The organism is Paractinoplanes lichenicola (genome assembly GCF_016785085.1).
In the GTDB taxonomy this organism is placed as follows: domain Bacteria; phylum Actinomycetota; class Actinomycetes; order Mycobacteriales; family Micromonosporaceae; genus Actinoplanes; species Actinoplanes lichenicola.
On record NZ_JAENHO010000024.1, the window covers coordinates 23,235 to 43,850 of the forward strand.

The 20,616-nt window shown below is 70.0% G+C and carries 28 protein-coding genes and 2 pseudogenes; 10 read left to right on the forward strand and 20 right to left on the reverse strand.

Annotated features, from left to right (window positions below; translation table 11 throughout):
* Positions 1–4 precede the first annotated feature (4 nt).
* Both JKJ07_RS47345 and JKJ07_RS47350 read left to right on the forward strand, forming a co-directional pair.
* Entirely contained in the window at positions 5–187 is a 183-nt protein-coding gene (locus JKJ07_RS47345; protein WP_203078471.1) for a hypothetical protein, read from the forward strand.
* A gap of 113 nt (positions 188–300) precedes the next feature.
* Complete coding sequence (locus tag JKJ07_RS47350) at positions 301–894, forward strand: class I SAM-dependent methyltransferase (protein ID WP_203078472.1); 594 nt, start codon at positions 301–303, stop codon at positions 892–894.
* Here JKJ07_RS47350 and JKJ07_RS47355 read toward each other — a convergent pair.
* The gene (locus JKJ07_RS47355; protein WP_203078473.1) at positions 884–1,021 is read right to left on the reverse strand and encodes a hypothetical protein; all 138 of its coding nucleotides are present in this window, start codon (positions 1,019–1,021) and stop codon (positions 884–886) included. The genes JKJ07_RS47350 and JKJ07_RS47355 overlap by 11 nt on opposite strands.
* A gap of 62 nt (positions 1,022–1,083) precedes the next feature.
* On the opposite strand from JKJ07_RS47355, the gene JKJ07_RS47360 reads away from it, so the two are divergent.
* Positions 1,084–2,661, forward strand: coding sequence for a phospholipase D family protein (locus JKJ07_RS47360; protein WP_203078474.1), 1,578 nt, complete (start codon positions 1,084–1,086; stop codon positions 2,659–2,661).
* Here JKJ07_RS47360 and JKJ07_RS47365 read toward each other — a convergent pair.
* Together JKJ07_RS47365 and JKJ07_RS47370 are read right to left on the reverse strand one after the other, a co-directional pair.
* Entirely contained in the window at positions 2,648–3,184 is a 537-nt protein-coding gene (locus JKJ07_RS47365) for a DUF6817 domain-containing protein (protein WP_203078475.1), read from the reverse strand. The two genes, JKJ07_RS47360 and JKJ07_RS47365, sit on opposite strands and share 14 nt — an antisense overlap.
* Before the next feature lies 1 nt (position 3,185).
* On the reverse strand, positions 3,186–4,244 hold the full coding sequence (locus JKJ07_RS47370; RefSeq protein ID WP_236031454.1) for a protein-L-isoaspartate O-methyltransferase family protein: 1,059 nt from the start codon (positions 4,242–4,244) through the stop codon (positions 3,186–3,188).
* A 66-nt stretch (positions 4,245–4,310) separates the two neighbouring features.
* Here JKJ07_RS47370 and JKJ07_RS47375 point away from each other — a divergent pair, with 66 nt between their 5' ends.
* Entirely contained in the window at positions 4,311–4,892 is a 582-nt protein-coding gene (locus JKJ07_RS47375) for a hypothetical protein (protein ID WP_203078476.1), read from the forward strand.
* Positions 4,893–4,898: 6 nt separating this feature from the next.
* Here the strand turns inward: JKJ07_RS47375 and JKJ07_RS47380 are convergent, their stop codons facing one another.
* The 5 genes from JKJ07_RS47380 to JKJ07_RS47400 all read right to left on the reverse strand — a co-directional run bounded on the left by JKJ07_RS47380 (position 4,899) and on the right by JKJ07_RS47400 (position 8,185).
* Positions 4,899–5,159 (reverse strand): hypothetical protein, encoded by a 261-nt coding sequence (locus tag JKJ07_RS47380; RefSeq protein WP_203078477.1) that lies wholly within the window; start codon positions 5,157–5,159, stop codon positions 4,899–4,901.
* 2 nt (positions 5,160–5,161) lie between these two features.
* Positions 5,162–5,782 (reverse strand): TetR/AcrR family transcriptional regulator, encoded by a 621-nt coding sequence (locus tag JKJ07_RS47385; protein WP_203078478.1) that lies wholly within the window; start codon positions 5,780–5,782, stop codon positions 5,162–5,164.
* Between the two features lie 263 nt (positions 5,783–6,045).
* Entirely contained in the window at positions 6,046–7,017 is a 972-nt protein-coding gene (locus tag JKJ07_RS47390) for a pirin family protein (protein WP_203078479.1), read from the reverse strand.
* 114 nt (positions 7,018–7,131) lie between these two features.
* On the reverse strand, positions 7,132–7,332 hold the full coding sequence (locus tag JKJ07_RS47395) for a DUF397 domain-containing protein (RefSeq protein WP_307834821.1): 201 nt from the start codon (positions 7,330–7,332) through the stop codon (positions 7,132–7,134).
* Between the two features lie 13 nt (positions 7,333–7,345).
* Positions 7,346–8,185, reverse strand: a complete 840-nt coding sequence (locus JKJ07_RS47400; RefSeq protein WP_203078481.1) for a helix-turn-helix domain-containing protein — start codon at positions 8,183–8,185, stop codon at positions 7,346–7,348.
* Positions 8,186–8,334: 149 nt separating this feature from the next.
* Between JKJ07_RS47400 and JKJ07_RS47405 the strand changes: the two genes are divergently transcribed.
* On the forward strand, positions 8,335–8,559 hold the full coding sequence (locus JKJ07_RS47405; protein WP_438871522.1) for a hypothetical protein: 225 nt from the start codon (positions 8,335–8,337) through the stop codon (positions 8,557–8,559).
* On the opposite strand, the gene JKJ07_RS47410 is transcribed toward JKJ07_RS47405, so the two are convergent.
* The gene (locus JKJ07_RS47410) at positions 8,525–8,965 is read right to left on the reverse strand and encodes a MarR family winged helix-turn-helix transcriptional regulator (RefSeq protein WP_203078483.1); all 441 of its coding nucleotides are present in this window, start codon (positions 8,963–8,965) and stop codon (positions 8,525–8,527) included. The two genes, JKJ07_RS47405 and JKJ07_RS47410, sit on opposite strands and share 35 nt — an antisense overlap.
* Before the next feature lie 115 nt (positions 8,966–9,080).
* Here JKJ07_RS47410 and JKJ07_RS47415 point away from each other — a divergent pair, with 115 nt between their 5' ends.
* Positions 9,081–9,473 carry a hypothetical protein gene (locus tag JKJ07_RS47415; protein WP_203078484.1) on the forward strand — a complete coding sequence of 131 codons (393 nt, stop codon included), beginning with the start codon at positions 9,081–9,083 and terminating at the stop codon, positions 9,471–9,473.
* Here JKJ07_RS47415 and JKJ07_RS52510 read toward each other — a convergent pair.
* From JKJ07_RS52510 to JKJ07_RS47440, 6 genes and pseudogenes are all read right to left on the reverse strand, one after another.
* A pseudogene (locus tag JKJ07_RS52510) lies at positions 9,470–9,697 on the reverse strand (Clp protease N-terminal domain-containing protein); the annotation flags it as partial. The gene JKJ07_RS47415 and the pseudogene JKJ07_RS52510 overlap by 4 nt on opposite strands.
* Before the next feature lie 234 nt (positions 9,698–9,931).
* Positions 9,932–10,072, reverse strand: a pseudogene (locus JKJ07_RS50875) (Clp protease N-terminal domain-containing protein); the annotation flags it as partial.
* Position 10,073: 1 nt separating this feature from the next.
* Positions 10,074–10,310, reverse strand: coding sequence for a helix-turn-helix domain-containing protein (locus tag JKJ07_RS47425; RefSeq protein ID WP_203078486.1), 237 nt, complete (start codon positions 10,308–10,310; stop codon positions 10,074–10,076).
* A 90-nt stretch (positions 10,311–10,400) separates the two neighbouring features.
* Positions 10,401–10,592 carry a DUF3072 domain-containing protein gene (locus JKJ07_RS47430; protein WP_203078487.1) on the reverse strand — a complete coding sequence of 64 codons (192 nt, stop codon included), beginning with the start codon at positions 10,590–10,592 and terminating at the stop codon, positions 10,401–10,403.
* Positions 10,593–10,624: 32 nt separating this feature from the next.
* Positions 10,625–11,395 (reverse strand): VOC family protein, encoded by a 771-nt coding sequence (locus JKJ07_RS47435; protein ID WP_203078488.1) that lies wholly within the window; start codon positions 11,393–11,395, stop codon positions 10,625–10,627.
* Between the two features lie 205 nt (positions 11,396–11,600).
* On the reverse strand, positions 11,601–13,748 hold the full coding sequence (locus JKJ07_RS47440) for a SpoIIE family protein phosphatase (protein ID WP_203078489.1): 2,148 nt from the start codon (positions 13,746–13,748) through the stop codon (positions 11,601–11,603).
* A 169-nt stretch (positions 13,749–13,917) separates the two neighbouring features.
* Between JKJ07_RS47440 and JKJ07_RS47445 the strand changes: the two genes are divergently transcribed.
* On the forward strand, positions 13,918–14,352 hold the full coding sequence (locus JKJ07_RS47445; protein WP_203078490.1) for a hypothetical protein: 435 nt from the start codon (positions 13,918–13,920) through the stop codon (positions 14,350–14,352).
* Positions 14,353–14,451: 99 nt separating this feature from the next.
* Here JKJ07_RS47445 and JKJ07_RS47450 read toward each other — a convergent pair whose 3' ends face one another.
* Positions 14,452–15,534, reverse strand: coding sequence for an IS110 family RNA-guided transposase (locus JKJ07_RS47450; protein ID WP_203078491.1), 1,083 nt, complete (start codon positions 15,532–15,534; stop codon positions 14,452–14,454).
* Positions 15,535–15,961: 427 nt separating this feature from the next.
* Here JKJ07_RS47450 and JKJ07_RS47455 point away from each other — a divergent pair, with 427 nt between their 5' ends.
* Positions 15,962–16,903, forward strand: coding sequence for a mechanosensitive ion channel family protein (locus JKJ07_RS47455; protein ID WP_203078492.1), 942 nt, complete (start codon positions 15,962–15,964; stop codon positions 16,901–16,903).
* 329 nt (positions 16,904–17,232) lie between these two features.
* Here JKJ07_RS47455 and JKJ07_RS47460 read toward each other — a convergent pair whose 3' ends face one another.
* Positions 17,233–17,583 carry a DUF6401 family natural product biosynthesis protein gene (locus JKJ07_RS47460; protein ID WP_203078493.1) on the reverse strand — a complete coding sequence of 117 codons (351 nt, stop codon included), beginning with the start codon at positions 17,581–17,583 and terminating at the stop codon, positions 17,233–17,235.
* A gap of 92 nt (positions 17,584–17,675) precedes the next feature.
* Between JKJ07_RS47460 and JKJ07_RS47465 the strand changes: the two genes are divergently transcribed.
* The gene (locus JKJ07_RS47465) at positions 17,676–18,059 is read left to right on the forward strand and encodes a hypothetical protein (protein ID WP_236031456.1); all 384 of its coding nucleotides are present in this window, start codon (positions 17,676–17,678) and stop codon (positions 18,057–18,059) included.
* A gap of 52 nt (positions 18,060–18,111) precedes the next feature.
* Here JKJ07_RS47465 and JKJ07_RS47470 read toward each other — a convergent pair whose 3' ends face one another.
* Positions 18,112–18,318, reverse strand: a complete 207-nt coding sequence (locus JKJ07_RS47470) for a hypothetical protein (RefSeq protein WP_203078494.1) — start codon at positions 18,316–18,318, stop codon at positions 18,112–18,114.
* 121 nt (positions 18,319–18,439) lie between these two features.
* Here JKJ07_RS47470 and JKJ07_RS47475 point away from each other — a divergent pair, with 121 nt between their 5' ends.
* The gene (locus tag JKJ07_RS47475; protein ID WP_307834822.1) at positions 18,440–19,099 is read left to right on the forward strand and encodes a toast rack family protein; all 660 of its coding nucleotides are present in this window, start codon (positions 18,440–18,442) and stop codon (positions 19,097–19,099) included.
* Positions 19,100–19,101: 2 nt separating this feature from the next.
* Here the strand turns inward: JKJ07_RS47475 and JKJ07_RS47480 are convergent, their stop codons facing one another.
* Positions 19,102–19,566: an SRPBCC family protein gene (locus JKJ07_RS47480; RefSeq protein WP_203078495.1), complete on the reverse strand. Its 465-nt coding sequence runs from the start codon at positions 19,564–19,566 to the stop codon at positions 19,102–19,104.
* A 3-nt stretch (positions 19,567–19,569) separates the two neighbouring features.
* On the reverse strand, positions 19,570–20,571 hold the full coding sequence (locus tag JKJ07_RS47485; RefSeq protein WP_203078496.1) for a YihY/virulence factor BrkB family protein: 1,002 nt from the start codon (positions 20,569–20,571) through the stop codon (positions 19,570–19,572).
* Between the last annotated feature and the right edge of the window lie 45 nt (positions 20,572–20,616).

Sequence of the window (20,616 nt, forward strand, 5' to 3'; positions counted from 1 at the left end):
CGCGATGACGACCGCGACCATCCTTAACGCTATTGAGCAGGGCAGCCAAGCCGCCACAGCCGTCAGCTTGCTCTATACCGCCATCGTCGCGGTCAGCGCACTGACCGCGATCATGGCACCGACCGAGGTGCGGCGTCAGGCGGCGCGCGAGGTTCTCACGCTTCTGCTGCGCCGTCGAGACCACTGACTCGTCTCGCGTGGGCAGCCCCGTGCGAGACGATGGCGGTATGGCTTCCACTGCGGCGTACGACGAGATCGCGGACTGGTATGAGAACGACTTCCTGCCGCGGTCGCGGCCCGGTGACCCGATCGGGGGTTCAGCGGCAGCTCGGCGAGTTGCTCGGTGGGGGCAGTGGGCTCTGCCTGGAAGTGGGCTGCGGCACCGGCGTGCACGCCGAGCAGCTCCGGGGGCTGGGGTGGACGCCCGTCGGGGTGGATTTGTCGGCGGGCATGTTGGCGTACGGGAAACAGAAGCTGCCCGTGGTGAGGGCCGACGCCACTCGGTTGCCGATCCGGGATGGTGTCGTGCCCGCCGTGGTGGCGATGTTGGTGCACACCGATATGCCGGACTACCCGGGCGTGCTGCGGGAGATCGGTCGCGTGCTCCGGCCGGGTGGGGTGTTCGTCCATGTGGGGGTGCATCCGGCCTTTTGCGGCGGGTTCGCCGATCGCAGCGATCCCGCGGCCGTGGTGATCAGGCCGGGCTATCTGGACGGTCGCTGGACGAAGGATTCCTGGACGACCGAGGGGGTGCGCAACCGGGTCGGCGCGACGCACTTCCCCCTGCCCGTGCTGGTGCAGGCCGTGCTCGACGCGGGTTTGACGCTGACGGGCTGCACCGAGGGCGGCGGACCGGTGCCCACCACCCTGGGCCTGAAAGCGATCAGAGCATGAACATCATCGCGCCGACGCCCAGCAGGACGAGCAGCAGCATCGCGATGAGCAAGCCCTTCTCGGCTGAGGCGGCGGCGGAGTCGGGGGCGACGACGTCGGGTGTGGTGGCGATCGGCTCGCTGCTCATGACTGGTCCCTCCGGAGGATCTCGGCGTGCGCGCCGGGGTCGGGCGACTTAGATTCGAGGGCGTGCCAATTCCGGACTGGTTTCTCAGTGCAGAGGAGCGCGGCAACCCGGACTCCTCCATACCCAGATGGTGCGCCGGAAACGCCGCCGAACCGCTTATTCACGGCAAAACATATTTTGACCGTCTGGTTACGGAGGTGGAAAGACTCCGCGAGGGTGACCACCTGTTCTTCACCGACTGGCGGGGCGACCCGGACGAGAAGCTGCGCGACGACGGACCGACGATCGCCGAGCTGTTCAGTGCGGCGGCCCGGCGCGGGGTGGTCGTCAAGGGCCTGCTCTGGCGCTCCCACCTCGACAAACTCGCCTACAGCGAGGAGGAGAACCGCAACCTCAGCGAGGCGATCCGCGAGGCCGGCGGCGAGGTCCTGCTCGATCAGCGCGTACGCCGTGGCGGCTCGCACCACCAGAAGCTCGTCGTGCTGCGCCACCCGGGCCGCCCCGAGCTCGACGTGGCGTTCGCGGGCGGCATCGACCTGTGTCACAGCCGCCGCGACGACGAGCGGCATCTCGGTGATCCGCAGGCGGTGGCCATGGCCAAGGCGTACGGGCCGAATCCGCCCTGGCACGACGTGCAGCTCGCCCTGCGCGGGCCGGTCGTCGGGGTGCTCGACCTGACGTTCCGCGAGCGGTGGAACGAGCCCGACGACCTCGACCAGCACGGCCCGATCTCGACGATCACCGACAAGCTGCAGCACGCCGACATGAGCGCCGACAAGCTGCCGCCGCAGCCGCCCGACCCGCCCGAATGCGGGCCGCTGACGATCCAGACGTTGCGGACCTATCCGGCGATGCGCCCGAAGTACGACTTCGCGCCGAACGGGGAGCAGAGCATCGCCCGCGGCTACACCAAGGCGATCAAGCGGGCCCGGCGGCTCATCTATCTCGAGGACCAATATCTGTGGTCGACCGAGGTGGCGCAGCTGTTCGCCGACGCGTTGCGGGCCAACCCCGAGCTGCATCTGGTCGCGGTCGTGCCGCGGCATCCCGACGTGGACGGTGCGTTCGCGCTGCCGCCCAACCAGATCGGCCGCGAGAAGGCGATCCAGCTGTGCTCGATGGCCGCGCCCGACCGCGTGCACGTCTTCGACCTCGAGAACGAGGCCGGCACGCCGATCTACGTGCACGCCAAGGTCTGCGTGATCGACGACGTGTGGTGCAGCGTGGGCAGCGACAACTTCAACCGCCGGTCCTGGACGCACGACAGCGAGCTGTCCAACGCGATCCTCGACGACACGCGCGACGAGCGGCAGCCCGTCGACCCGGCGGGGCTGGGCGACGAGGCGCGGCGGTTCCCGCGGGAGCTGCGCCTGGCCCTGGCCGGCGAACACCTGTGCCGCACCGACGACGCCGACCTGATCGACCCGGCCGACTTCGTCCGCGAGATGACCGGGGCGGCCGACGCGCTGAAGAAGTGGGCCGACGGCGGCCGTACGGGGTTGCGACCGCCGGGCCGCCTGATGCCGCACTCGACCGAGCGGCTCTCGCGGTTCCAGCGCTGGTGGGCGTCCCCGGTCTACCGGCTGGCGTACGACCCGGACGGGCGGCGCTGGCGGGACAGGCTGGCTAACCGATGGTGAGGACCCGCTGGCAATCCTCCATCACGGACGGTGAGGCCAGGCGGGCCCACGTCGGGAACACCGACCGGAAGTAGTCGCCCGCCTTGGCCGCGATCTCGGCCGAGCGTTCGAAGACGTCGAGCTCGTTGACGATGCTCAGGTCGGCGAAGGCCCGCACCTGGGCCGGCGTCGGCGACTCGGCGTGACCGGTGAAGCGGCTCCACACGGTCTGGGTCTCGGGCAGCGCCCGCCACGTGCGGTCACGATCGCAGCCGCCGTACCGATAGACCAGCGCCTCCGCCTCCGGCCCGATGATCTCGCGGAGGCGCCGGCGCTCGGTCACCTCGAGCAGCGCCACGGGAAAACCGTCGGTCCCGTACGCCGCGTGGGTGAGCCCGGCGAGCCGCTCGTCCTCGCTCAGCTCGTGCGTGGCCAGGCGGGCGTGCACGCGGTCGAGATGCTCGTAGAGCGAGCCGCCGGCGTGCGGGATCGACTCGGCGCCCCTGTCCCGCAGCCACGCGCGGGCATCGTCGGCACGGCTCATGTCACAGCTCCCAGGTGTGCGGCAGCAGGATCGGGGAGTCGGGGTCGCCGCCGGGGGCCAGGCCGATCCGCCACGCGCCCATCGGCGGCCGGCCCAGCTCCAGCCAGCGGTCGACGATGGCGGCGGCTTCCTCGCCCCGGCTGCCGCTCGCGGTGATGCTCCCGTCGGGGAACACGATCGCGCCGCCCTCGCGGTCCTCGTCCAGCAGCGCCAGGCAGCTCTGCTCACGACCGGGCACGGCGGCCAGCGTGGCCCGGCGGTTCCAGACACCGGCCGCGTACCAGAGGTCCCGATAGGCGAGCGGCTCCAGCGGGGGATCGAAACGGCTTTCCCCGTACGGGTGGAGGTTCTTGAGCGCGCCCGGCGGCGCGGGTGTGGGGAACGGATGCGCGGCCGTGAGCGGACCCGCGGCGATCATGAAGCCGGCCGGGGTGACGACGCGTGCCGCGTAACCGGGGCTGATCTTGAGTACGGGATGGGTGCCGGCGTGCTCGACCGGGGCCACGATCGGGGTCTGCCAGCGCGGCGAGACACCGGCCACCCCGACGGTGACGATCACGCGGTCGACCTGCTCGTCGGGCCGGCCCGCATAACCGTCGCCGAGCTCGACCCGTACGCCGGTGACCCCGGCCCGGGCCACGGCGGCGCGGGCCCGCTCGACCACGTCCTCCTGCACGTCGATGCTGATCACCCGCGCGCCCATCGTGGCCAGCAGCGCCGCGTTGTAGCCGGTGCCGGCCCCGATCTCGAGCACGGTCATGCCGGGCCGCACGTCCAGCGTCTCGATCATCAAAGCCATCAGCGACGGCTGGCTCGACGAGCTGACCGGCGTGCGGCCGTCGACCTTGGTCACCAGCACGTCGTCGCTGTAGACGATCTCGAGGAAGTCGGGGTCGGCCGGCTTGGCCCACGTGCCGTCGCGCCGCTGGAACCCGTCGGGCACGAACACCTCACGCGGCACCTGGGCGAAGGCGGCGGCCAGCGACGGCGAGAGGATGATGCCCCCCCTGCCGGATCCGATCGACGAACCCCTTTCGCGGCCCAGCCATCCCCACACCATACGGGGGCAACCGTCCGGCAACCGGTCTGCTCTCAGGGTCGTCCGGCCCGCACCGATCGGAACTTCGTGCGCCTCACCGTCCTGCTCGCCGTCGCCGTCGCCACCCTGGGCGGCTGCGCGGGCACCGGCGCCTCGACCCGGCCCCGGCCCGCGATCAGCTCGCCCGCCCCGGCGCCCGCACCCGTCGTCGAGAACACCGGTTCGGCCTGGCCCACGATCGTCACTTCCCTGATCTCGTACGGGCAATGGCTGCTGGCCGACCCCGACCCGGCGCTCGCCGCCGTGATCGCCGCCCCCGGCTGCGCGAGCCACGACGACTTCACCGACGAGCTGGACTCCCTGGTCGCGACGGACGCCATGGTCCGCACCAGCCCCGCCGTGGTGACCTCGGTCAGCGGCCCGGCGACGCCCACGCGCGACCGGGTCGTCGTCGAGGCCACCGTGTCCCGAGCCGCCGAACCCGTAGTGGTCAAAGGCAACACCAGCCTCAGCCCGTCCGCCAAGACGATCTGGCTCGAGGACCGCGCCGAACTCCCCGCCACGACCCTGACGGTGACGTTGGTCCGCGAGGACGACAAGTGGCGCTTCTGCAAACTGGTCGACAAAACCGGCGACCCGGACGGCGAGGCCCTCACCCGAGTGCTCTGAACCCGCTCAGACCACGTGGCGGCGCGCCCTCTCGCGGGCCCGGATCGCGGCGCTCATCTGCGACTCCTCGATCCAGGCCCCGCTCACGACGGCCTCTTCGGCCACGTATTCGATGGTCGAATACCCCTTCTCGTCACCCACGCGCAGCTCGGGATTGCGGGGCGCCCCGGCGTAGGGCCCGGTGTCCGCGTACGAGACTGCCCCCGCCACCCCACCGAGCAGCCGGAACCGCCGGCGCAACCAGCCCATGAAGCCACTGCCCGGCATCGTCACCCTCCTCGTGTCGCGGGCTGTCCCAGCAAGGCACCGAGAATGCCGGTAGCGATGCCCGTCACGTCGGTGCGACCATCCGCCGCGTGCCGCAGGACCAGGCCGGCCCCGAGCGCGCCCCAAGCGGTGACAAGCTGCGGGACAGGAACCGCCGGGCGCAGCCCGAGGCGCTCACAGGCCTCGGTGAGCAGCCCGGCCAGCTCCCGATCGAGCGCGGCCTGCGCCGTCGCCAGCCGCCCGGCATGCTCGGGCCGCCCGGCCAGCGCGGCTGCGGCCTCGGCGGAGACGAGAGCCCACCGCGCCGCGTCGGGATCCTCCAGCGCCCGCCCGGGATTGAGGGCGGCCACGAGTTCCTCGCGATCCCGGGCGCCACCGACGGCCTCCGTCAGCGCTCCGGTCACAGCCGCACTGCTCGCGTCGACGAGGGCGTGCCACAGCCCTTCCTTGCCGCCGAAGTGCTTGTAGACCGCGCCCCGGGTGTAGCCCGCCTCGGCGGCCAGGTCGTCGACGGTCGCCTCCAGGAAGCCTCGCCTCAGAAACACCTCACGGCCGGCCGCCAGGAGCCGCTGGTGCGTCTGCTCCTGCCCCTGCGCCCGAGTCCTTCGAGCTTCTCGTGTCACATCCGTGCCCCTAAGAAACACTCTGTATCCAGAAACGCTATGTTACCGAAAGGGGCGGCGCAAGCGGTGTGGGTTGAGCTGGACCACCGGTTCGGTGCCGTGCGGGCGCTACGGCCCGGTGTCGCACCCGGGTCGCCGAGACTCCCGGTTCTGTCCTAGTGCTTTTGTCCGAGTCGACGTGGCGTACGGGATGGGTGTGCTCTTGAGACGACGACAGCCCGCCCCCCGAGATGATCGTGGGGCGGGCTGCGGGATGAACGGGGTCAGTCTGTGTGGGGCATGCGCTCGGCGGGGATGACGCCGAGGCGGCCCTTTTGGAAGTCCTCGAAGGCCTGCTTGAGCTCGGCCTGCGTGTTCATGACGAACGGGCCGTAGTGGGCCACCGGCTCGCGGATCGGGCGGCCGCCCATGATGAACAGCTCCATGGCCGGGATGTTCGAGTCCTGCGTGGCGTCGGCGGTGACCCGGATGGCGTCGCCCTTGCCGTGGGACGCCAGCTGGCCGATCTGGATGGGGCGGGCCTCGGTGCCGACCGTGCCCCGGCCGGCCAGCACGTAGACCAGCGCGTTGTAGTCGGGCTGCCAGGGCAGGTCGAGCCGCGCGCCGGGCTGGAGGGTGACGTGGGCCAGGTTGATCGGGGTGAACGTGGAGCCAGGACCGGCGTGACCGCCGACCTCGCCCGCGATCACCCGGATCAGGCTGCCGCCGTCGGGGGTGGTCAGCAGGCCGGCCTCGCGACCGCGGATGTCCTGATACTTCGGGGTGATCATCTTGGCCGCGCGGGGCAGGTTGACCCAGAGCTGCAGGCCGTGGAACAGGCCGCCGCTGGTCACCAGGTGTTCCGGCGGGGCCTCGATGTGCAGGATGCCCTGGCCGGCGGTCATCCACTGGGTGTCACCGTTGGCGATCGTGCCGCCGCTGCCCAGCGAGTCCTGGTGGTCCATGATCCCGTCGATCATGTAGGTCACCGTCTCGAAGCCGCGGTGCGGGTGCCACGGGGTGCCCTTCGGCTCGCCCGGCGCGTAGTCGACCTCGCCCATCTGGTCGAGGTGGATGAACGGGTCGAGCTCGTTGAGCGGGACCCCGGCGAACGCCCGCCGTACGGGGAAGCCTTCACCCTCGTAACCGCTGGGGGCGGTGGTCAGTCGGCGGACGGGACGGAAGCTCGTGGCGGCGGGGTCGAGCTGAGGCAGGCGCGGCAGGACGAGAACGTCGTCGACGGTGATGGCGGGCATGGCATGCCTTCCTGAGTGGTCGTGCCTCAGATCGTAACTCTTTCAAACTTGAAATACCACCGGATGGAAAGAGCCCGGCCTCACACTCGGAGACCGGGCCCAGGCCGTACGGGGTCAGAGGTCGAACTCGCCGTCCTTGACGCCGCCGATGAACGCCTGCCACTCGGCGTGGGTGAAGATCAGCGTGCCGCCGTCGCGGTCCTTCGTGTCTCGGAGCGCGACGATGCCGTCGAGGTTCTCGGCCACCTCGACGCAGTTGCCGTTGGCGCCGCTGCGCGTGGACTTGTGCCAGCGTGCGCGGGTCAGATCGGTCACTTGGCGCTCCTCTCTAGGCGGCATTCGCCGCATCCTTCATCAAGCTGAGGGTGTCGGCCGGGCTCAACGCCTGGGCCGCGAGTCGTTGGAAGCTGTTGCGATAGCGGGCGACCTCGGCGTCCTGCTCGAGGAACAGGCCGCCGCCTGCGTTCTCCGTATAGACGATCGCCGGGTCGGGGTCGGTGAACTCCAGGATGAGGAAGCTGCCGGGCATCCCGAGGTGGGCGCCGGAGGAGTGCGGGACGATCTGCAGGGTGACGCCGGGCCGGCCGGCGGCGCTCGAAAGATGCCGGAGCTGATCCCGCATCACCGCGCTACCGCCGACGTTACGCCTGATGACACCCTCATCGAGGATCCCCCAAACGAGTGTTTTCGAATCCTGGCGCCGCATCCGCACCTCGACGCGTTCCTCGATCGCCTCGGGTTCGGCCTCGGGCATCAGGGCGCCGATGATCGTGCGGGCGTACTCGGGGGTCTGGAGCAGGCCGGGGACGAAGGCGAGCTCGAAGACCGATTCCCGCTCCGCTTCGGCCTCGAAACTGATCAAGGCCGCGTAGCTGTCGTCGAGCTGACCCTCGAAGCGCTGGAGCCAGCCGATCTCGTCGGACTGCTTGAGCACGGCCTCCATCTCGGCCCGCCTGACCTGGTCCGTCACGCCGTACAGGTCGAGCAGGGTGCGCAGGGTGCGGCGCTGCGGGCGGGTCTGGCCCTTCTCCAGCTTGAACAGCGCGCCCTCGGAGATGCCGGTGCGCTCGTTGACCTGATCGCGGGTGAGGCCGGCGCCGGTGCGGAGCGCGAGCAGGTCCGCGGCCAGGCGACGCCGCCGCACCGTGGGGGTCTTGCGCGTGGGCATCGGCTCGGCTCCCTCTCGTCGACCGGGTCAGGGTGGCACTAAGACGGCTATCAAAAGTGCAAGTTGTACTTGTAGCATGCCCCTCAGTGCATGTCTGCCTACAATTAGTGATCTTGGAGCCGGGGATGATGCCTCGCGCGGGTGAAGTAGTGAGCCTGACTCAGGCGGCGAGCGTGCAGTTCGCGGCCCCGGTGCTCTTCCGGGTGATTCGCGTCCACGATCGTCCCACGTACGAGGGATGGGTCTGGCTCGACGGCTACGAGCTGGACGGCGCGGGCGCGGCGGTCCAGCGGCGCTCGGTCTTCGTGCAGCTCTCGGGGCTGCGGCCGCGCGGTGGCGCTAAGCCTGTCGCACCTTCGCGAACACCCGTGTGATCACGTCGAGCTCGGCCGGGTCGAGCCGGTCGATGAAGCTGTCGCGAACAGTGATCAGGTGCAGCGGGGCGGCCGTCTCGAGCGCCGTCATGCCCTCGTCGGTGAGCACGGCCTCCTGACCGCGGCCGTCCTCGGGGCAGGGCTGCTTGCGCACCAGGCCGCGCTTGACCATCGAGCTGATCTGATAGGTGATGCGGCTGGGGGAGAAGACCAGCCGGCCGGCCAGCTCGCCCATGCGCAGCCGATGCTCGGGCGCCTCGGAGAGCACCACCAGCACGTGGTAATCATTCATGCTGAGGCCGGTCTGCGCGCGAAGCTCGTCCTCGAGGTGTGTGTGCAGGGCCCACGAGCTCTCGATGAAGGTGCGCCAGGCGGTTTGCTGGCTGTCGCTCAGGGGGTCGGCCATCCGGGAATCGTAACTCTTTCAAATCTGAAACACCAAGTGGCCCGGCTCACGAAACTTTCTCGCAACATCGCCTATCATCGGGCCCTGGGTTCGGCCGGGCCTGTGGGGGCAGCGGATGGCGTACCGGGTGGAATACGGCGGCGAATTGATCGAGTTCGCCGCGTTGGACGCTGCGCTCGACTGCGCGCGCAACGCGATCGTCAACGATCTGGGGCGGATCGACGGCTGGTCGGTCGAGCACGACGAGGAGCTCAACGACTGGTACGTGCGCGGTGTGCGCAACGGCCGGCGCATCGGGCCGACCGCGATCGTGTCGGGGCCCCGCGCGCGGCAGACCGTCTTCGAGGAGTGGGAGCGCCGGGTCGTCTTCATCGGGGAGACGCCGGCCGACGCGTTCGCGATGGCGGCCGCCTGGCTCGAGAAGCGGCCGGACATCACGACCCTGGGGGACGTCGGCTGGCATCACACCGCCGACGGCCACCAGCTGCGGGTCTATTTCCAGCCTTAGGCGGCTGCGGCGTTGACCGAGCGCTCCATGTCATCTCGTACGCGGTCGAGGTCCACGCCGCGTTCGGCCATGATCAGGGCGGCCAGGCCGTGGCCCTCGCGCAGCAGGCCCAGCATGATGTGCTCGGGCGCGATGAACTTCTGCTTGAGCCGGATCGCCTCGCGCAGCGACAACTCGAGCACCTTCTTGTTGCGGTTGGTGAAGGGGATGTGCCCGCTGCCGGCGTAGACCTTGCCGAACAGCCCCTTCTTCTTCGGCGCCGGGCGGGGCAGCCGCAGCGCCCCGGCCCCGAAGTTGGCTTCGATGGCTTCCCGTACGGCGGCCAGGTCGATCCCGATGGCCTTGAGCGCGGCCGCGTCCTCCGCGTCGGCGTCGCTCAGCACCGGGCCGTCCTGCGTGTGGCCGCCGATCCGCTCCAGGATGTCGGCCCGCACGGTGGCGGCGTCGAGCCCGGTCGAACGGGCGACCGGCCCCTCGGGATCGGCCAGCAGCGACAGCAGCACATGTTCGGTGCCGATGTGCTCGTGATGCAGCGAGCGGGCCTCGCTCTGCGCGTTGACCACAACGGAACGCGCGTCTGCGGTGAATCGCTCGAACATGTCAGTCCTCCCGTGGGTCCTGCGCCGGCATCGTGCGCGCGTGCTTCTTGTGTACGCCCTGACGGGTCACCTCGAGTGCGTCGGCGATCTCCTGCCAGGACCAGCCCTTGCGGCGGGCGTTGGCCACCTGCAGATGCTCGAGACCCTCGAGCAGGCGGCGCAAGGCCACGACCGCGCGCAGGCCGACCCGCGGATCGGCGCTGCTCGCCGCCGCGGCGAGGTCGGTTGCTTCGGTCATGCTGTCAACTTAGGTTGACTTAGCCGCCGTGTCAACCTTGGTTGACGCTGAGGGCACAAAAAAGCCGGCCCGCGAGGGCCGGCCTTCTCGTTACCGGCCGCGGCCGGTCTTTTCCTGCAGCTCTTCGATCTTTTCGGACGCCTCGGCCTTGGTCAGGCCGTCCGGAACATCCTCCTGCGCCTCGTTGGCCAGCGTATGCAGATAGGACTCCTGGGGGCCGGTGGCCGGCTCGTCGCCGGTGGTCCAGTCGGAAGGGTCCTTGACGGGGTTCGTGTCGGTCATCAGACGTTCCTCTCGTTCGAACGCCTGTTCCCTTACCCGCCGTACGTCAACTCCATGCCGATGATGTCGTTGTAAGCCACATTCAACTCGACCGGGCGATGCACCGGCGCGGTGACCGCGAACGGGGCGCCCAGCGGGTCGATCATTTCGACGTAGCTGCCCAGGCCCATCTCGACCGGCCCGGCCATCACCCGGCCGCCCAGCCCGGCGCAGCGGTCGATCGTCTCGGTCGTGTCGGCCACCTGGAACGACGGCTGCCAGCGGACGTCGTAGCGGCCGGTGATCAGGCCGGCCACCGAGTCGTGCGCCTCGGACAGCCACTCGCCGCTGCCGAACTCGTGGCTCAGGGTCCAGCCGAACGCCGCGCCGTAGAACGAGGTCGCCGCGTTCACGTCGTCGGTGAGCAGGTCGGCCCACTCCATCGTGCCCGGCTCGCCGCGCACCTGGGCCCCGGCGAACCCGGCGGCCTGCCACAGCCCGAACATCGCGCCCGACGGGTCGGCCATGATCGCGCTGCAGGCGCCCCGGCGCTCCTCGGGCCAGGTCAGCTGCCGCCCGTACGCCCGGGTGATCCGCTCGGCCGTCGCCGCGAGGTCGGGCGCGGCCAGATAGGTCAGCCAGCCCTCGGGCCGATCGGGGCGGGTGCGGCTGATGCCGGCCACCGCTTGCCCGTTCCGCAGGAATCGATCACCTTCGACCTCCCAACCGAAGAGCCCGGCGTAGAAACCCGCCGCGTCGTCCGGATCGGAAGTCGTCAGCTCGACCCAGCAGGGGGTCGATGGCGCAAAGCCTCTAATCCGCATATACCACTCCAACGTGGACGTCCCCGAATACGTAAGACTCTACGGCAATCTATACGCGCCGTCACTACCTCGGGGTTCAATGTCCGCTTTAGAGCATCTTTTCGCTACCTAAAGTGACTGCCGGTAAGTTCACTGTCACATCTGCGTTAACACCCCGGAATCTTGCCGATTTTGCAAGAAACGGATGCACGTGCATCTGCTCCGATCAATCGGTTAGTGCACGCGGAATGAGCATTTCGAACCACACAGTGGTGCCCCGAACCGTCGGATCGGTGCCCCACGAATCGCTCAATTCCTCGATCAGTCCGAGCCCGCGGCCGCGGCTGCTCATCGTGTCGGCGTGCGCCCGGATGACGCTGCCGCGGGTGCCCGTGTCGGCCACCGAGACCAGCAGCCGCTCGGCGTTGAGGTCGATGTGGACCTGCGCCGGGGTGCCCGCGTGCAGCAGCGCGTTGGTGGTCAGCTCGCTCGTGCAGAGGATCGCCGCCCCGACGACCGGCTCGGGCACCGACCACTCGCGCAGCCGCATCGTCATCCACTGCCGGACGCGGCTCGGGCCCGTCGGCTCGGCCGGCACGAGCATCGTGGCCGACCGGCTCATCGCCACCGCGTGCTCGACCGCGAGCACGGCCACGTCGTCGTCGGTCGAACCGGCGACGGCGGAGGTGGCCAGCGAGCACAGGTTGCGCGGGTCGCCGCTCGCCGCCCCCGCGGTCGCCGCCACCAGCGCGTCCAGCCCGTCGTTGAGCGGGCTGCCGCGCCGCTCGACCACGCCGTCGCTGAACATCAGGATCGAGTCGCCCGGCTCCAGCCGCACCTGACCGGTCTGCCAGCGCCCGCCCAGGCCCAGCGGCGCGCCCGGCGGCACCTTGACCAGTTCGGCCGTGGGCCGCCCGCCGCCCTGACCGGCCCGGCGCAGCACCGGCGGCGGGTGCCCGGCGCTGGACATCGTGATCGTGCCGTCGGCCGGGTCGAGCACCCCGTAGACGACGGTCACGAAGATCTCCTCGTTGCGCGACTCGGCGCCCAGCGAGCCGACCAGCCGGTCGAGCCCGGCCAGCACGCTCGGCGGCGCCGGATCGGTCAGCGCCATCGCCCGCAGCGCGGCCCGCACCTGACCCATCACCGCGGCCGCGCGCACGTCGTGCCCGGCCACGTCGCCCAGCACCATCGCCAGCCGGCCGTCGAGCAGCCGGAACGCGTCGTAGAAGTCGCCGCCGGCCGCGTTGCCGTCGACCCCCACGTCGTAGCGGGCGGCGATCCGGAACGTTTCAAGCTCGGGCAGGTGTTCGGGCAGCATGCTGCGCTGCAGAAGCTGGGCCGTGCCGTGCTGGGCCTCGAACCGGCGGGCCCGTTCGGCGGCCTGCGCGACCAGCTGGGCCGCCGCGTTGAGCAGCGCCCGCTCGGCCGGGAGCCAGTTGTGCGCCTCGCGATAGCCGATCGTCAGGGCCCCGCTCAGCAGCGGCGTGCGCAGGGGCAGCGCGGCCAGGGCCCGGATCCGCCGCTCGTGCCGGTCGGACGCCACGGCCAGCAGCGGCTCCCCGTCCGGCACGAAAGTGGGCTGACCCGACTGCGCCGCGGCCACTATCGGCGCCCGCGGGTCGTTGGGCAGCCGCTTCCACACCGGGGGCAGCCGCTCGTCGGCCTCGTCGAGCATCTCGCCACGGATCCGCCGGACATAGCGGAACGCGCCGCCGTCGTCGACCGCGAACGTGCAGTGGTCGAGGTCGAACGAGGTCATCGCGTAGCCGAGCACGACCCGGGCCACGTCGTCGATGGTGAGCGCGCCGGCCAGCTTGGCGGTCAGCTCGCCCAGATTCTGCAGGCGGCGGGTCACCTGCGTGGTCTCGGCGGCGACGGTCAGCACGCCGGTGACCTTGCCGCGCAGGTCGCGCACGACCGAGTGCCCGCGGGTGAAGAAGGCCTGCTCGGGGCGGCCGTGCGGGCCGCGGGCGACGGTCAGCGGCGTCTCGGCCTCGAGCTTCGGGCGGCCGTTGCGATAGACGTCCTCGACGGCGCCGCCGAAACCGCGCCACAGCTCACCCAGGACCTCGGCGGCGGGCTGGCCCAGGGCGGCCGGGTGCAGGGCGCCGATCAGATCCGCGTACGCGTCGTTGTAGAGCAGCAGGAAACCGTCGCCGTGGCTGTACGCCATCGGCATGGGGGAGGACAGGACGAGCTCGACGGTGGCGGCGACGGCCGGATCCCAGTGATCGCGGGGGCCGAGCTCGGTGGCGCTCCAGTCGCGCCCGTGCACGAGGTCGGCACAACCGGGCCGGACGGGCGGCGACGAGGTCTGCGCGGGCAGGGCGGGCATCACTGAGGGGCTTGCCCCGCCACCCGTCCCGACCATGCGAAAAGAGTATCCCGACTCCGCCATTCGGACGATACCGCACCGGCCAACCGTCCGATTCTTGACGGTACGACCCCCTGATCCCACTCGGGTGTTGTGCGTCAATCTCACTATAAGTAGTTGCATTTCGCCGGAACGAGCTGGTGATTTGGCTCGGTCGTCACTTACAGTGTTGATCGTGACCGATCAACGCCGTGCCGCCGTCCCTGTCGCCGTGCGGCATTCATTGATCCCTGCGCAGCGTGTTCTCGCGGATGGTGAATCGCTGATCGATCTCTCGGTGCCGCCGCCTGTGGTGGCTCGGGGTGGTCGTCGCCCGGCCGGCGCGCTGATCGTGGGGGCGGTCGCGGTCTTCCTGGCGGGTGGGGTCGGTTACGCGGTGGTGGCGGACTCGTTCTTGTCACCGCCCGCGGCCGGGGTCTCGTTGCCACCTGAGGTTTTGTCACCGTCCAGGCCCGGGGTCTCGTTGCGGCCCGACCCTGCGCCTGAGGTTTCGTCGCGGCCCGACCTCGCGCCCGACATTCCGTCGCGGCCCGACCGAGCCGGCATCCCTGAGCAGGCGGCCGACCGCGTTCGCGTTCGCGAGAGCCCTGCCGCCGACTAGAACCGCCGGACATGGCCCGCCCTCCACCGGGGGCCTCCGCCACCAACCATTCTATCGAGCCGGGCCAATCTTGACCGGTGGCCCTGATGCTCCTGTAAGTCAAGTTGTGGATAACTGGGGTGCAGGTGTGGTGGGGGTGTGGCGGTGCAGGGCGTTTTGTATGTGGGTGAATAGTTCGCGGGCTATGTAGCGTTTGAGGCAGCGTCTGATGTCGCGGTCGCTGAGGCCTTGGCTGGTTCTGCGGTCGATGTAGGCGCGGGTTTCTGGGTGGTGCCGGCTGCGGCTGAGCGCGATGGTGTGCAGGGCTTTGTTGGCTTGCCGGTCGCCGGCGCGGTTGAGGCGGTGCCGGTCGGTGCGGCCGGAACTGGCGGGTAGGGGTGCGGCGCCGCAGAGCATCGCGAACGCGGCTTCGGCGCGGAGTCGTTGCGGGTTGTCGCCGGCGGTGATCAGCAGTTGAGCGGCGGTGGCGGGGCCGACGCCGGGCCGGGCGAGTAGGTCCGGGGCGAGTTCGCGCAGGATCAACTCGAGGTCGAGGTCGGCCTCGCGGATTTCTGCGGCCAGGTTGTGGCAGCGGCGGGCCAGCCGGCGTAGTGCCAGAGCGGTTGCGGTGCAGGGTTCGGTCATGTCGAAGCCTGGTTTCAGGTCGGCCGCCGCGGCGATCAGCCGGTCGGTGGCCAGGCCGGTCAGCTGGCTGCGCAGGGGTTCGGGGGCGGTGCGGGCTATCGCGGTCAGGGCGTTTTTCGCCGCGGTCCGGGCTTTGACGGCAGTGGCGCGGGTGGTCGTGATGACTCGGAGCGTCTCGACGATCCCGGTCCGGGTCTTCGGGACAGTGGTGGCGGTGCCGGCCAGTACGGCCCGGGCTGCGGTCTCCGCGTCGATGGAGTCGCTTTTGCCGCGGCGTCGGCGGGTCTTGCGGCTGGGCCGGTCGACCTCGATCACCGAGATGCCCTGGGCGTGCAGGTGCCGGTAGAGGCCGACGCCATAGCTGCCGGTGCCCTCGACCCCGACCTGCCGGACCCGGCCGAAACTGGCCAGCCAGTCCAACAGCTGCCGGTAGCCGTCGGGATCGGTGGGAAACTGCTGGTGACCGAGGAGACGGCCGGTGGTGTCGACAGCGGCGGCGGTATGGGTGTCGGCGTGGGTGTCGACACCGCCGATCACCTCGACCAAAGTTTCTGTCATGGTGGTCTGTGCTGCCCTCTGCTGTGGTGAACGGGGTCGGCACACCACCGGGCAAGGGTGGACAGCACGTTGACGGGGCTTCTAGCCAAGCTCCTGTTAAGTCACCGTTCTTGCCCGGTGGTGGCCCCAGCGGCGGTCGACAGATCAGGGTTAAGGCAGTCACACGACGCCCGGGGAAAACAGGGTCAGACCGACACCGGTGATCCACCAAGTTCTATCGCGGACACCACGTGGACAAAGAGTCAGACCCCGCTGAGGCCAACCCAGCATCTCAACGTGGACAACGGGGAATTGTGGATAACCCCCGCCGCCGCCCGCCGGTGTGACTTACGAGCTCAGCGATGGTCAAGAGGCGCCCTGAGTCGTTGCGTTCTACGGTCGCAACGGGCCGGCAGCCCGCCGGACGACCTCACGCAGGGAGCACTCGATGACCGGGGACGGGCTGGGCCGCGGGCTCAGCGACATGTGGCGGTCGGTGCTGTTGTTCGTCCCGACCGCGCTCGCCTTCGCCGCGATCCTGCTGATCGGCTATCTGATCGCCCGGCTGCTGCGCACCGCGGCGACCCGTGCGCTGCACAAGGCCGGCCTCGACCGCGCGGCCCAGCGTGGGGCGGCGGCCCGGCTCTTCACCCGGATGAGCGCGAGCGAACTGACCGGCAAGCTCCTCTTTTACGGCATCCTGCTGTTCGCGCTGCAGGTGGCGTTCGGGCTGTGGGGTCCCAACCCGGTCAGTGACCTGCTGACCAGCTTGATCGCCTGGCTGCCGCGGCTCTTCGTGGCGATCGTGCTGATCGTCGTGGCCGCCGCCGTCGCGCGGGCCGCGCAGGATCTGATCGGCGGTGCGCTGAGCTCCCTCCCGTACGGGGGTCTGCTCGCTCGGTCCGTCTCGGTCGTGATCGTGGCGCTGGGCGTGATCGCCGCGCTCGACCAGGTGCGGATCGCCACCTCGGTCACCCAGCCGGTGCTGATCGCGGTGCTGGCCACGATCGCCGGCGTGGTGATCGTCGGGGTCGGCGGCGGCCTGATCCGACCGATGCAGCACCGCTGGGAGACGTGGCTGGAGCGGGCCGCGACCGAGTCGGCGGCGATCCGGGAGCACGCGAAAGTCAACAGCCGCCCTGAGCCGTCCGGGGAAGCCGAGGCGGACGAGACACAGGTGATCCCGCGTCAGGCCGAGAAGCAGGAGACCGAGGCCACTGTGATCACGACGGAGGCGGGGGACAGCACGATCGTGAACCCCGGTCCGAACGACACGATCGTGATCGGCAGCGGCACGGACGACGCCGAGCGCACCCAGGTGATCTCGCCCGCGGACACGACGACGACCCGTCCGCTGCCCCGCGAGGACGAGGGCCGCACCGATCGCTGACGGGTTGGCACACGAGCGCCTGTGGATAACCCGATTTCCGGCTTGACAACCGATAACGTCTGCGGCATTTCCCTGGGTGGGCGGGGGAGGCGGCGGCTGCTCCGCGATCTTGAAAGCCGGGCGATCTTGACAGGCTGACCTGAAGGGGCGGCCGCAATGGCGGCGGGGCGGGGAGCAGGCGGGGGCGGGGCGGAGAGCTGGCGGGGGCGGGGCGGAGAGCTGGCGGGCGCGGTCGCGAGAAGTTGCGGGAAATGAGGAGGGCCGGTGCCGGGAGCGGATCCCGGCACCGGCCCTTCGATGAAAGGTTTACGGCGCTTTGGCGTGTGCGGTCAGGGCTGGGGCAGGGTGCGAGCGAGGGCGCACACCGCCAGCAGGCGGCGCAGGACCCAGTCGCCGGCGGTCCAGTCGATGTCGGCGGCCGGCGGGCGCCAGCCGTGCGTGAAGGCGGCGTCGCGCACGCCCTCGGCGTAGGCGGCGAGCAGCACGGCGGTCAGCGGGCGGAGGTCGGCCGACAGGCTGTCGCGGATGCCCGCGCAGTGCTGGTCGACGATGGCCATCAGGCCGGGGTTGGCCTCGGCCGCCTCCAGACCGCCACCGACGGTCTGGTGCAGCTCGGTGAGGCTGGCGTGGGCGGAGCGGAGGGCAGCACGGGCGGCAGCGCCGGAGAACAAACCATTCATGTGGAGAAACGTTAAGGAGCGTCGGGTAGCCAACGGTTCGCCTGTTCGGTGCAGCTCGGTTGAAGCTTCCGCGGCGGGGAAATCATGGCGGCATGGACGACACCACGGTCGAGGCTCTGGGGAAGCTGAGCTCGGCGCTCGAGACGACGGACCGGGCCCGCGGGCACCTCTACTCGTTCCACCAGCTCACCGGCAAGGCCGATTTCGAGCTGGACGAGGCGGTGGCGCTGTTCCGCGAGGCCGGCCACGACAAGATCGCCGACCGGATCCAGCAGGATCTGATCGGTCGCAACGTCACGCCCGGGCATTGGACGTTCCAGCTCGTCGAGGAGTACGACGACGGCTATTGGAGCGAGTTCCGCACCGTCGAGCGGGCGGCCCGCGACGAGCTGGCCGAAGGAAAGCGCCACCTGCACGAGGCGGCGCTGAAGGAGCGGCGACGCACCCACGGCAAGCCGGGACACGAGGCCCGATAGAAAGCGGCAAGCCAGGGCGCGCGGCCAAAAAAGCGACGGGAATGGAGCGGGGTTACTCCGCCTCGACCTGCGCGGGACGGCGGCGCTGCGCGTCGTCGGCGAGGATGACGGTGGCGACGACCATGGCCACGACCACGGCGAACAGCCAGGACGCGTCGTCGATCAGGCTCGCGGCCATCGGGGCCTGGAAAGCGGCCAGCAGGAAGCCGACCCAGGCGAGACGGCGCTGATTCTCGGAGAGGAAACCGGGAGAACGCATTCGGACAGTCTGGCTCGCATCGGGCGGATCGCCGTCACCCGTTCGTACGATTCTCCGTTGTCCGATAGTGCCCCCTGCGTTGCGTCACCACCGCTCAACCATCGCCTTTCTGCTGGTCAGCGTGTTGGCGATCGCAGGCTGTGAGGCTCGCGGCACGGAACCGCCCGCGCCGGCCCAGCATGTCGTGGCCGGGCCGCTCGAGGGGCGTACGGGCGCGGTTCTGGTTGTTTCAAGAGCCGCTTCCCGCGTACGGGTGGTGCTCGCGAACATCCCAGGAATGCTCTATCGGATCACGACGGAAGCCGATGCCGGACTGACCCCGCGCGTCACCAGTCGTGGCGGTCAGGTGCGGGTGGCGCTGCTTCCCTCCGGCGGCACCGGGCCGGACGAGGTGAGCATCGTGCTCAACCGAAATGTGCGCTGGGATCTGCGGCTGCCCGCGGGCGCCGGCGAGCAGCGACTCGACCTCACCCGGGGCCGCGTCTCACGGCTCACGGTGGGTGCTTCCGGGCTGATCGAGGTGCGGCTGCCCCACCCGTACGGGACGGTGCCTTTGATCGTCACCGGTGGGGTGGGGACCTTGGCCGTCACCGCTCCGCGCGGCGTGCCGTTGCGGCTCAACCTGGCCCGGGGCGCACGCTCGGCCCTGACCCCGTGGACGGCCGACGAGGAGATCCCGCCGGCCACCACCTTCGCGCCGGCCGTGTGGCCTACGGCGCGGGACCGCTACTCGCTGCGTACGAGATCGACGGTCGGGATTCTCGCCCTGCGACGAGTGTGAGATCACGCGCCGGGACGGTCGACCTGACCGCGCCAGGCGCCGCTCTCGATGCCGCCGCGGCCCTCGATGAACTCCTTGAACCGCTTCATGTCGCCCTTGACCCGGCGGTCGACGACGCCGAGCTTGTCGCCGGCGTTCTCCACGAAGCCCTGCGGGTCGAAGTCCATCTGCACGGTGACCCGGGTGTGGGTGTCGTCGAGACGGTGGAAGGTGACCACGCCGGCCTGCTTCTCACCCTCGGTCGACCGCCAGGCCACGCGCTCGTCGGGAAGCTGCTCGGTGATCTCGGCGTCGAACTCGCGCTTGACCCCGGCGATCTCGGTCTTCCAGTGCGTGTGGGTCGGATCCAGCTGCCGGATTTCCTGCACGCCCTCCATGAAGCGCGGGAACTCCTCGAACTGGGTCCACTGGTTGTAGGCCGTACGGATCGGGACGTCAACGTCAACGGACTCAGTTACAGTGCTCATGCACTAGGGGGTGCCCGGGTCCGAGGGCGCTAAACGAGGCGCCAGCGGTGTCTTGGGATTCGTGTCGCCGGCCTGTCGCAGCCGGGCCCGCTGCACCTCGGCGTTGACCTGCACGCCGAGCAGCACGGCGATGTTCGACAGATAGATCCAGACCAGGAACGCCATGATCGCGCCGAGGCTGCCGTACGTGCGGTTGTAGGAGCCGAAGTTGGCCACGTAAAGGCCGAAGCCGAACGACGCGAGCGCCCACAGGAACAGCGCCACCGCCCCGCCCACGGTCAGCCAGCGGAACCGGGGCTGCTTGACGTTCGGGGCGATCCAGAACAGCAGCGACAGTACGAGCGTGGCCGCGGCCACCAGCACCGGCCAGCGGCCCGCGTGCCAGAGTTGCCGGGTCGTCTCGCCGGCCCCCAGCGCGTCACCGACCGCGTCGACCAGTGGGCCGCTGATGATCAGACCGGCCCCGATCGCGGCCAGCAGCACCAGCGCGACGGCGGCCAGCAGGATCTCCAGGATCTGCAGTTTCCACCAGCTCCGACCTTCCCGTACGCCGTAGATCCGGTTGGACGCCCGGGAGAACGTCGAGACGTAGCCGGACGACGACCACAGCGCGAGCAGCAGGCCGAAGCCGAGCAGCACCTTGGCCGAGTCCTGCTGGACCAGCAGCGCCTGCACGACCGGGAGCAGGTCCTGGTTGTCGACGACCGCGCCGACCCCCAGGTCGTTGAGGATGCCGACGGTCGTCGTCAGCACCGTGGAGCCGTCGGTGACCAGGTTGATCAGGGCGACGATCACGACCAGCGAGGGAATCAGGGCCGTAAAGGTTTGATACGTCATCGCGGCGGCGAAATCAGAGCAGTCGTCCTCGATGTAGCCGACGGCACTGCGCCACAGCACGGAACGCCAGTACCGCCAGCGCAACTGGCGGAGCCGGCGCGGCACAGGATGAGGGGTAGCGTCGTCGGCATCGGCCTCGGACTCACGGTCGACGGTCGGCTCGGTCATGCCGGCTCCTCAAGGTTCTTCACAGCGCAGCTACCCGAGCACGCT

Coding starts and splice junctions, on each gene's coding strand:
- JKJ07_RS47450 (WP_203078491.1), bottom strand. CDS start 15,534: ATGACAGAAACTTTGGTCGAGGTGATCGGCGGTGTCGACACCCACGCC.
- JKJ07_RS47400 (WP_203078481.1), bottom strand. CDS start 8,185: ATGCCCACGCGCAAGACCCCCACGGTGCGGCGGCGTCGCCTGGCCGCG.
- JKJ07_RS47455 (WP_203078492.1), top strand. CDS start 15,962: ATGACCGGGGACGGGCTGGGCCGCGGGCTCAGCGACATGTGGCGGTCG.
- JKJ07_RS47425 (WP_203078486.1), bottom strand. CDS start 10,310: ATGACCGAAGCAACCGACCTCGCCGCGGCGGCGAGCAGCGCCGATCCG.
- JKJ07_RS47485 (WP_203078496.1), bottom strand. CDS start 20,571: ATGACCGAGCCGACCGTCGACCGTGAGTCCGAGGCCGATGCCGACGAC.
- JKJ07_RS47415 (WP_203078484.1), top strand. CDS start 9,081: ATGGCGTACCGGGTGGAATACGGCGGCGAATTGATCGAGTTCGCCGCG.
- JKJ07_RS47480 (WP_203078495.1), bottom strand. CDS start 19,566: ATGAGCACTGTAACTGAGTCCGTTGACGTTGACGTCCCGATCCGTACG.
- JKJ07_RS47370 (WP_236031454.1), bottom strand. CDS start 4,244: ATGGTGTGGGGATGGCTGGGCCGCGAAAGGGGTTCGTCGATCGGATCC.
- JKJ07_RS47460 (WP_203078493.1), bottom strand. CDS start 17,583: ATGAATGGTTTGTTCTCCGGCGCTGCCGCCCGTGCTGCCCTCCGCTCC.
- JKJ07_RS47435 (WP_203078488.1), bottom strand. CDS start 11,395: ATGCGGATTAGAGGCTTTGCGCCATCGACCCCCTGCTGGGTCGAGCTG.
- JKJ07_RS47365 (WP_203078475.1), bottom strand. CDS start 3,184: ATGAGCCGTGCCGACGATGCCCGCGCGTGGCTGCGGGACAGGGGCGCC.
- JKJ07_RS47470 (WP_203078494.1), bottom strand. CDS start 18,318: ATGCGTTCTCCCGGTTTCCTCTCCGAGAATCAGCGCCGTCTCGCCTGG.
- JKJ07_RS47465 (WP_236031456.1), top strand. CDS start 17,676: ATGGACGACACCACGGTCGAGGCTCTGGGGAAGCTGAGCTCGGCGCTC.
- JKJ07_RS47380 (WP_203078477.1), bottom strand. CDS start 5,159: ATGCCGGGCAGTGGCTTCATGGGCTGGTTGCGCCGGCGGTTCCGGCTG.
- JKJ07_RS47390 (WP_203078479.1), bottom strand. CDS start 7,017: ATGCCCGCCATCACCGTCGACGACGTTCTCGTCCTGCCGCGCCTGCCT.
- JKJ07_RS47410 (WP_203078483.1), bottom strand. CDS start 8,965: ATGGCCGACCCCCTGAGCGACAGCCAGCAAACCGCCTGGCGCACCTTC.
- JKJ07_RS47355 (WP_203078473.1), bottom strand. CDS start 1,021: ATGAGCAGCGAGCCGATCGCCACCACACCCGACGTCGTCGCCCCCGAC.
- JKJ07_RS47430 (WP_203078487.1), bottom strand. CDS start 10,592: ATGACCGACACGAACCCCGTCAAGGACCCTTCCGACTGGACCACCGGC.
- JKJ07_RS47345 (WP_203078471.1), top strand. CDS start 5: ATGACGACCGCGACCATCCTTAACGCTATTGAGCAGGGCAGCCAAGCC.
- JKJ07_RS47440 (WP_203078489.1), bottom strand. CDS start 13,748: ATGGTCGGGACGGGTGGCGGGGCAAGCCCCTCAGTGATGCCCGCCCTG.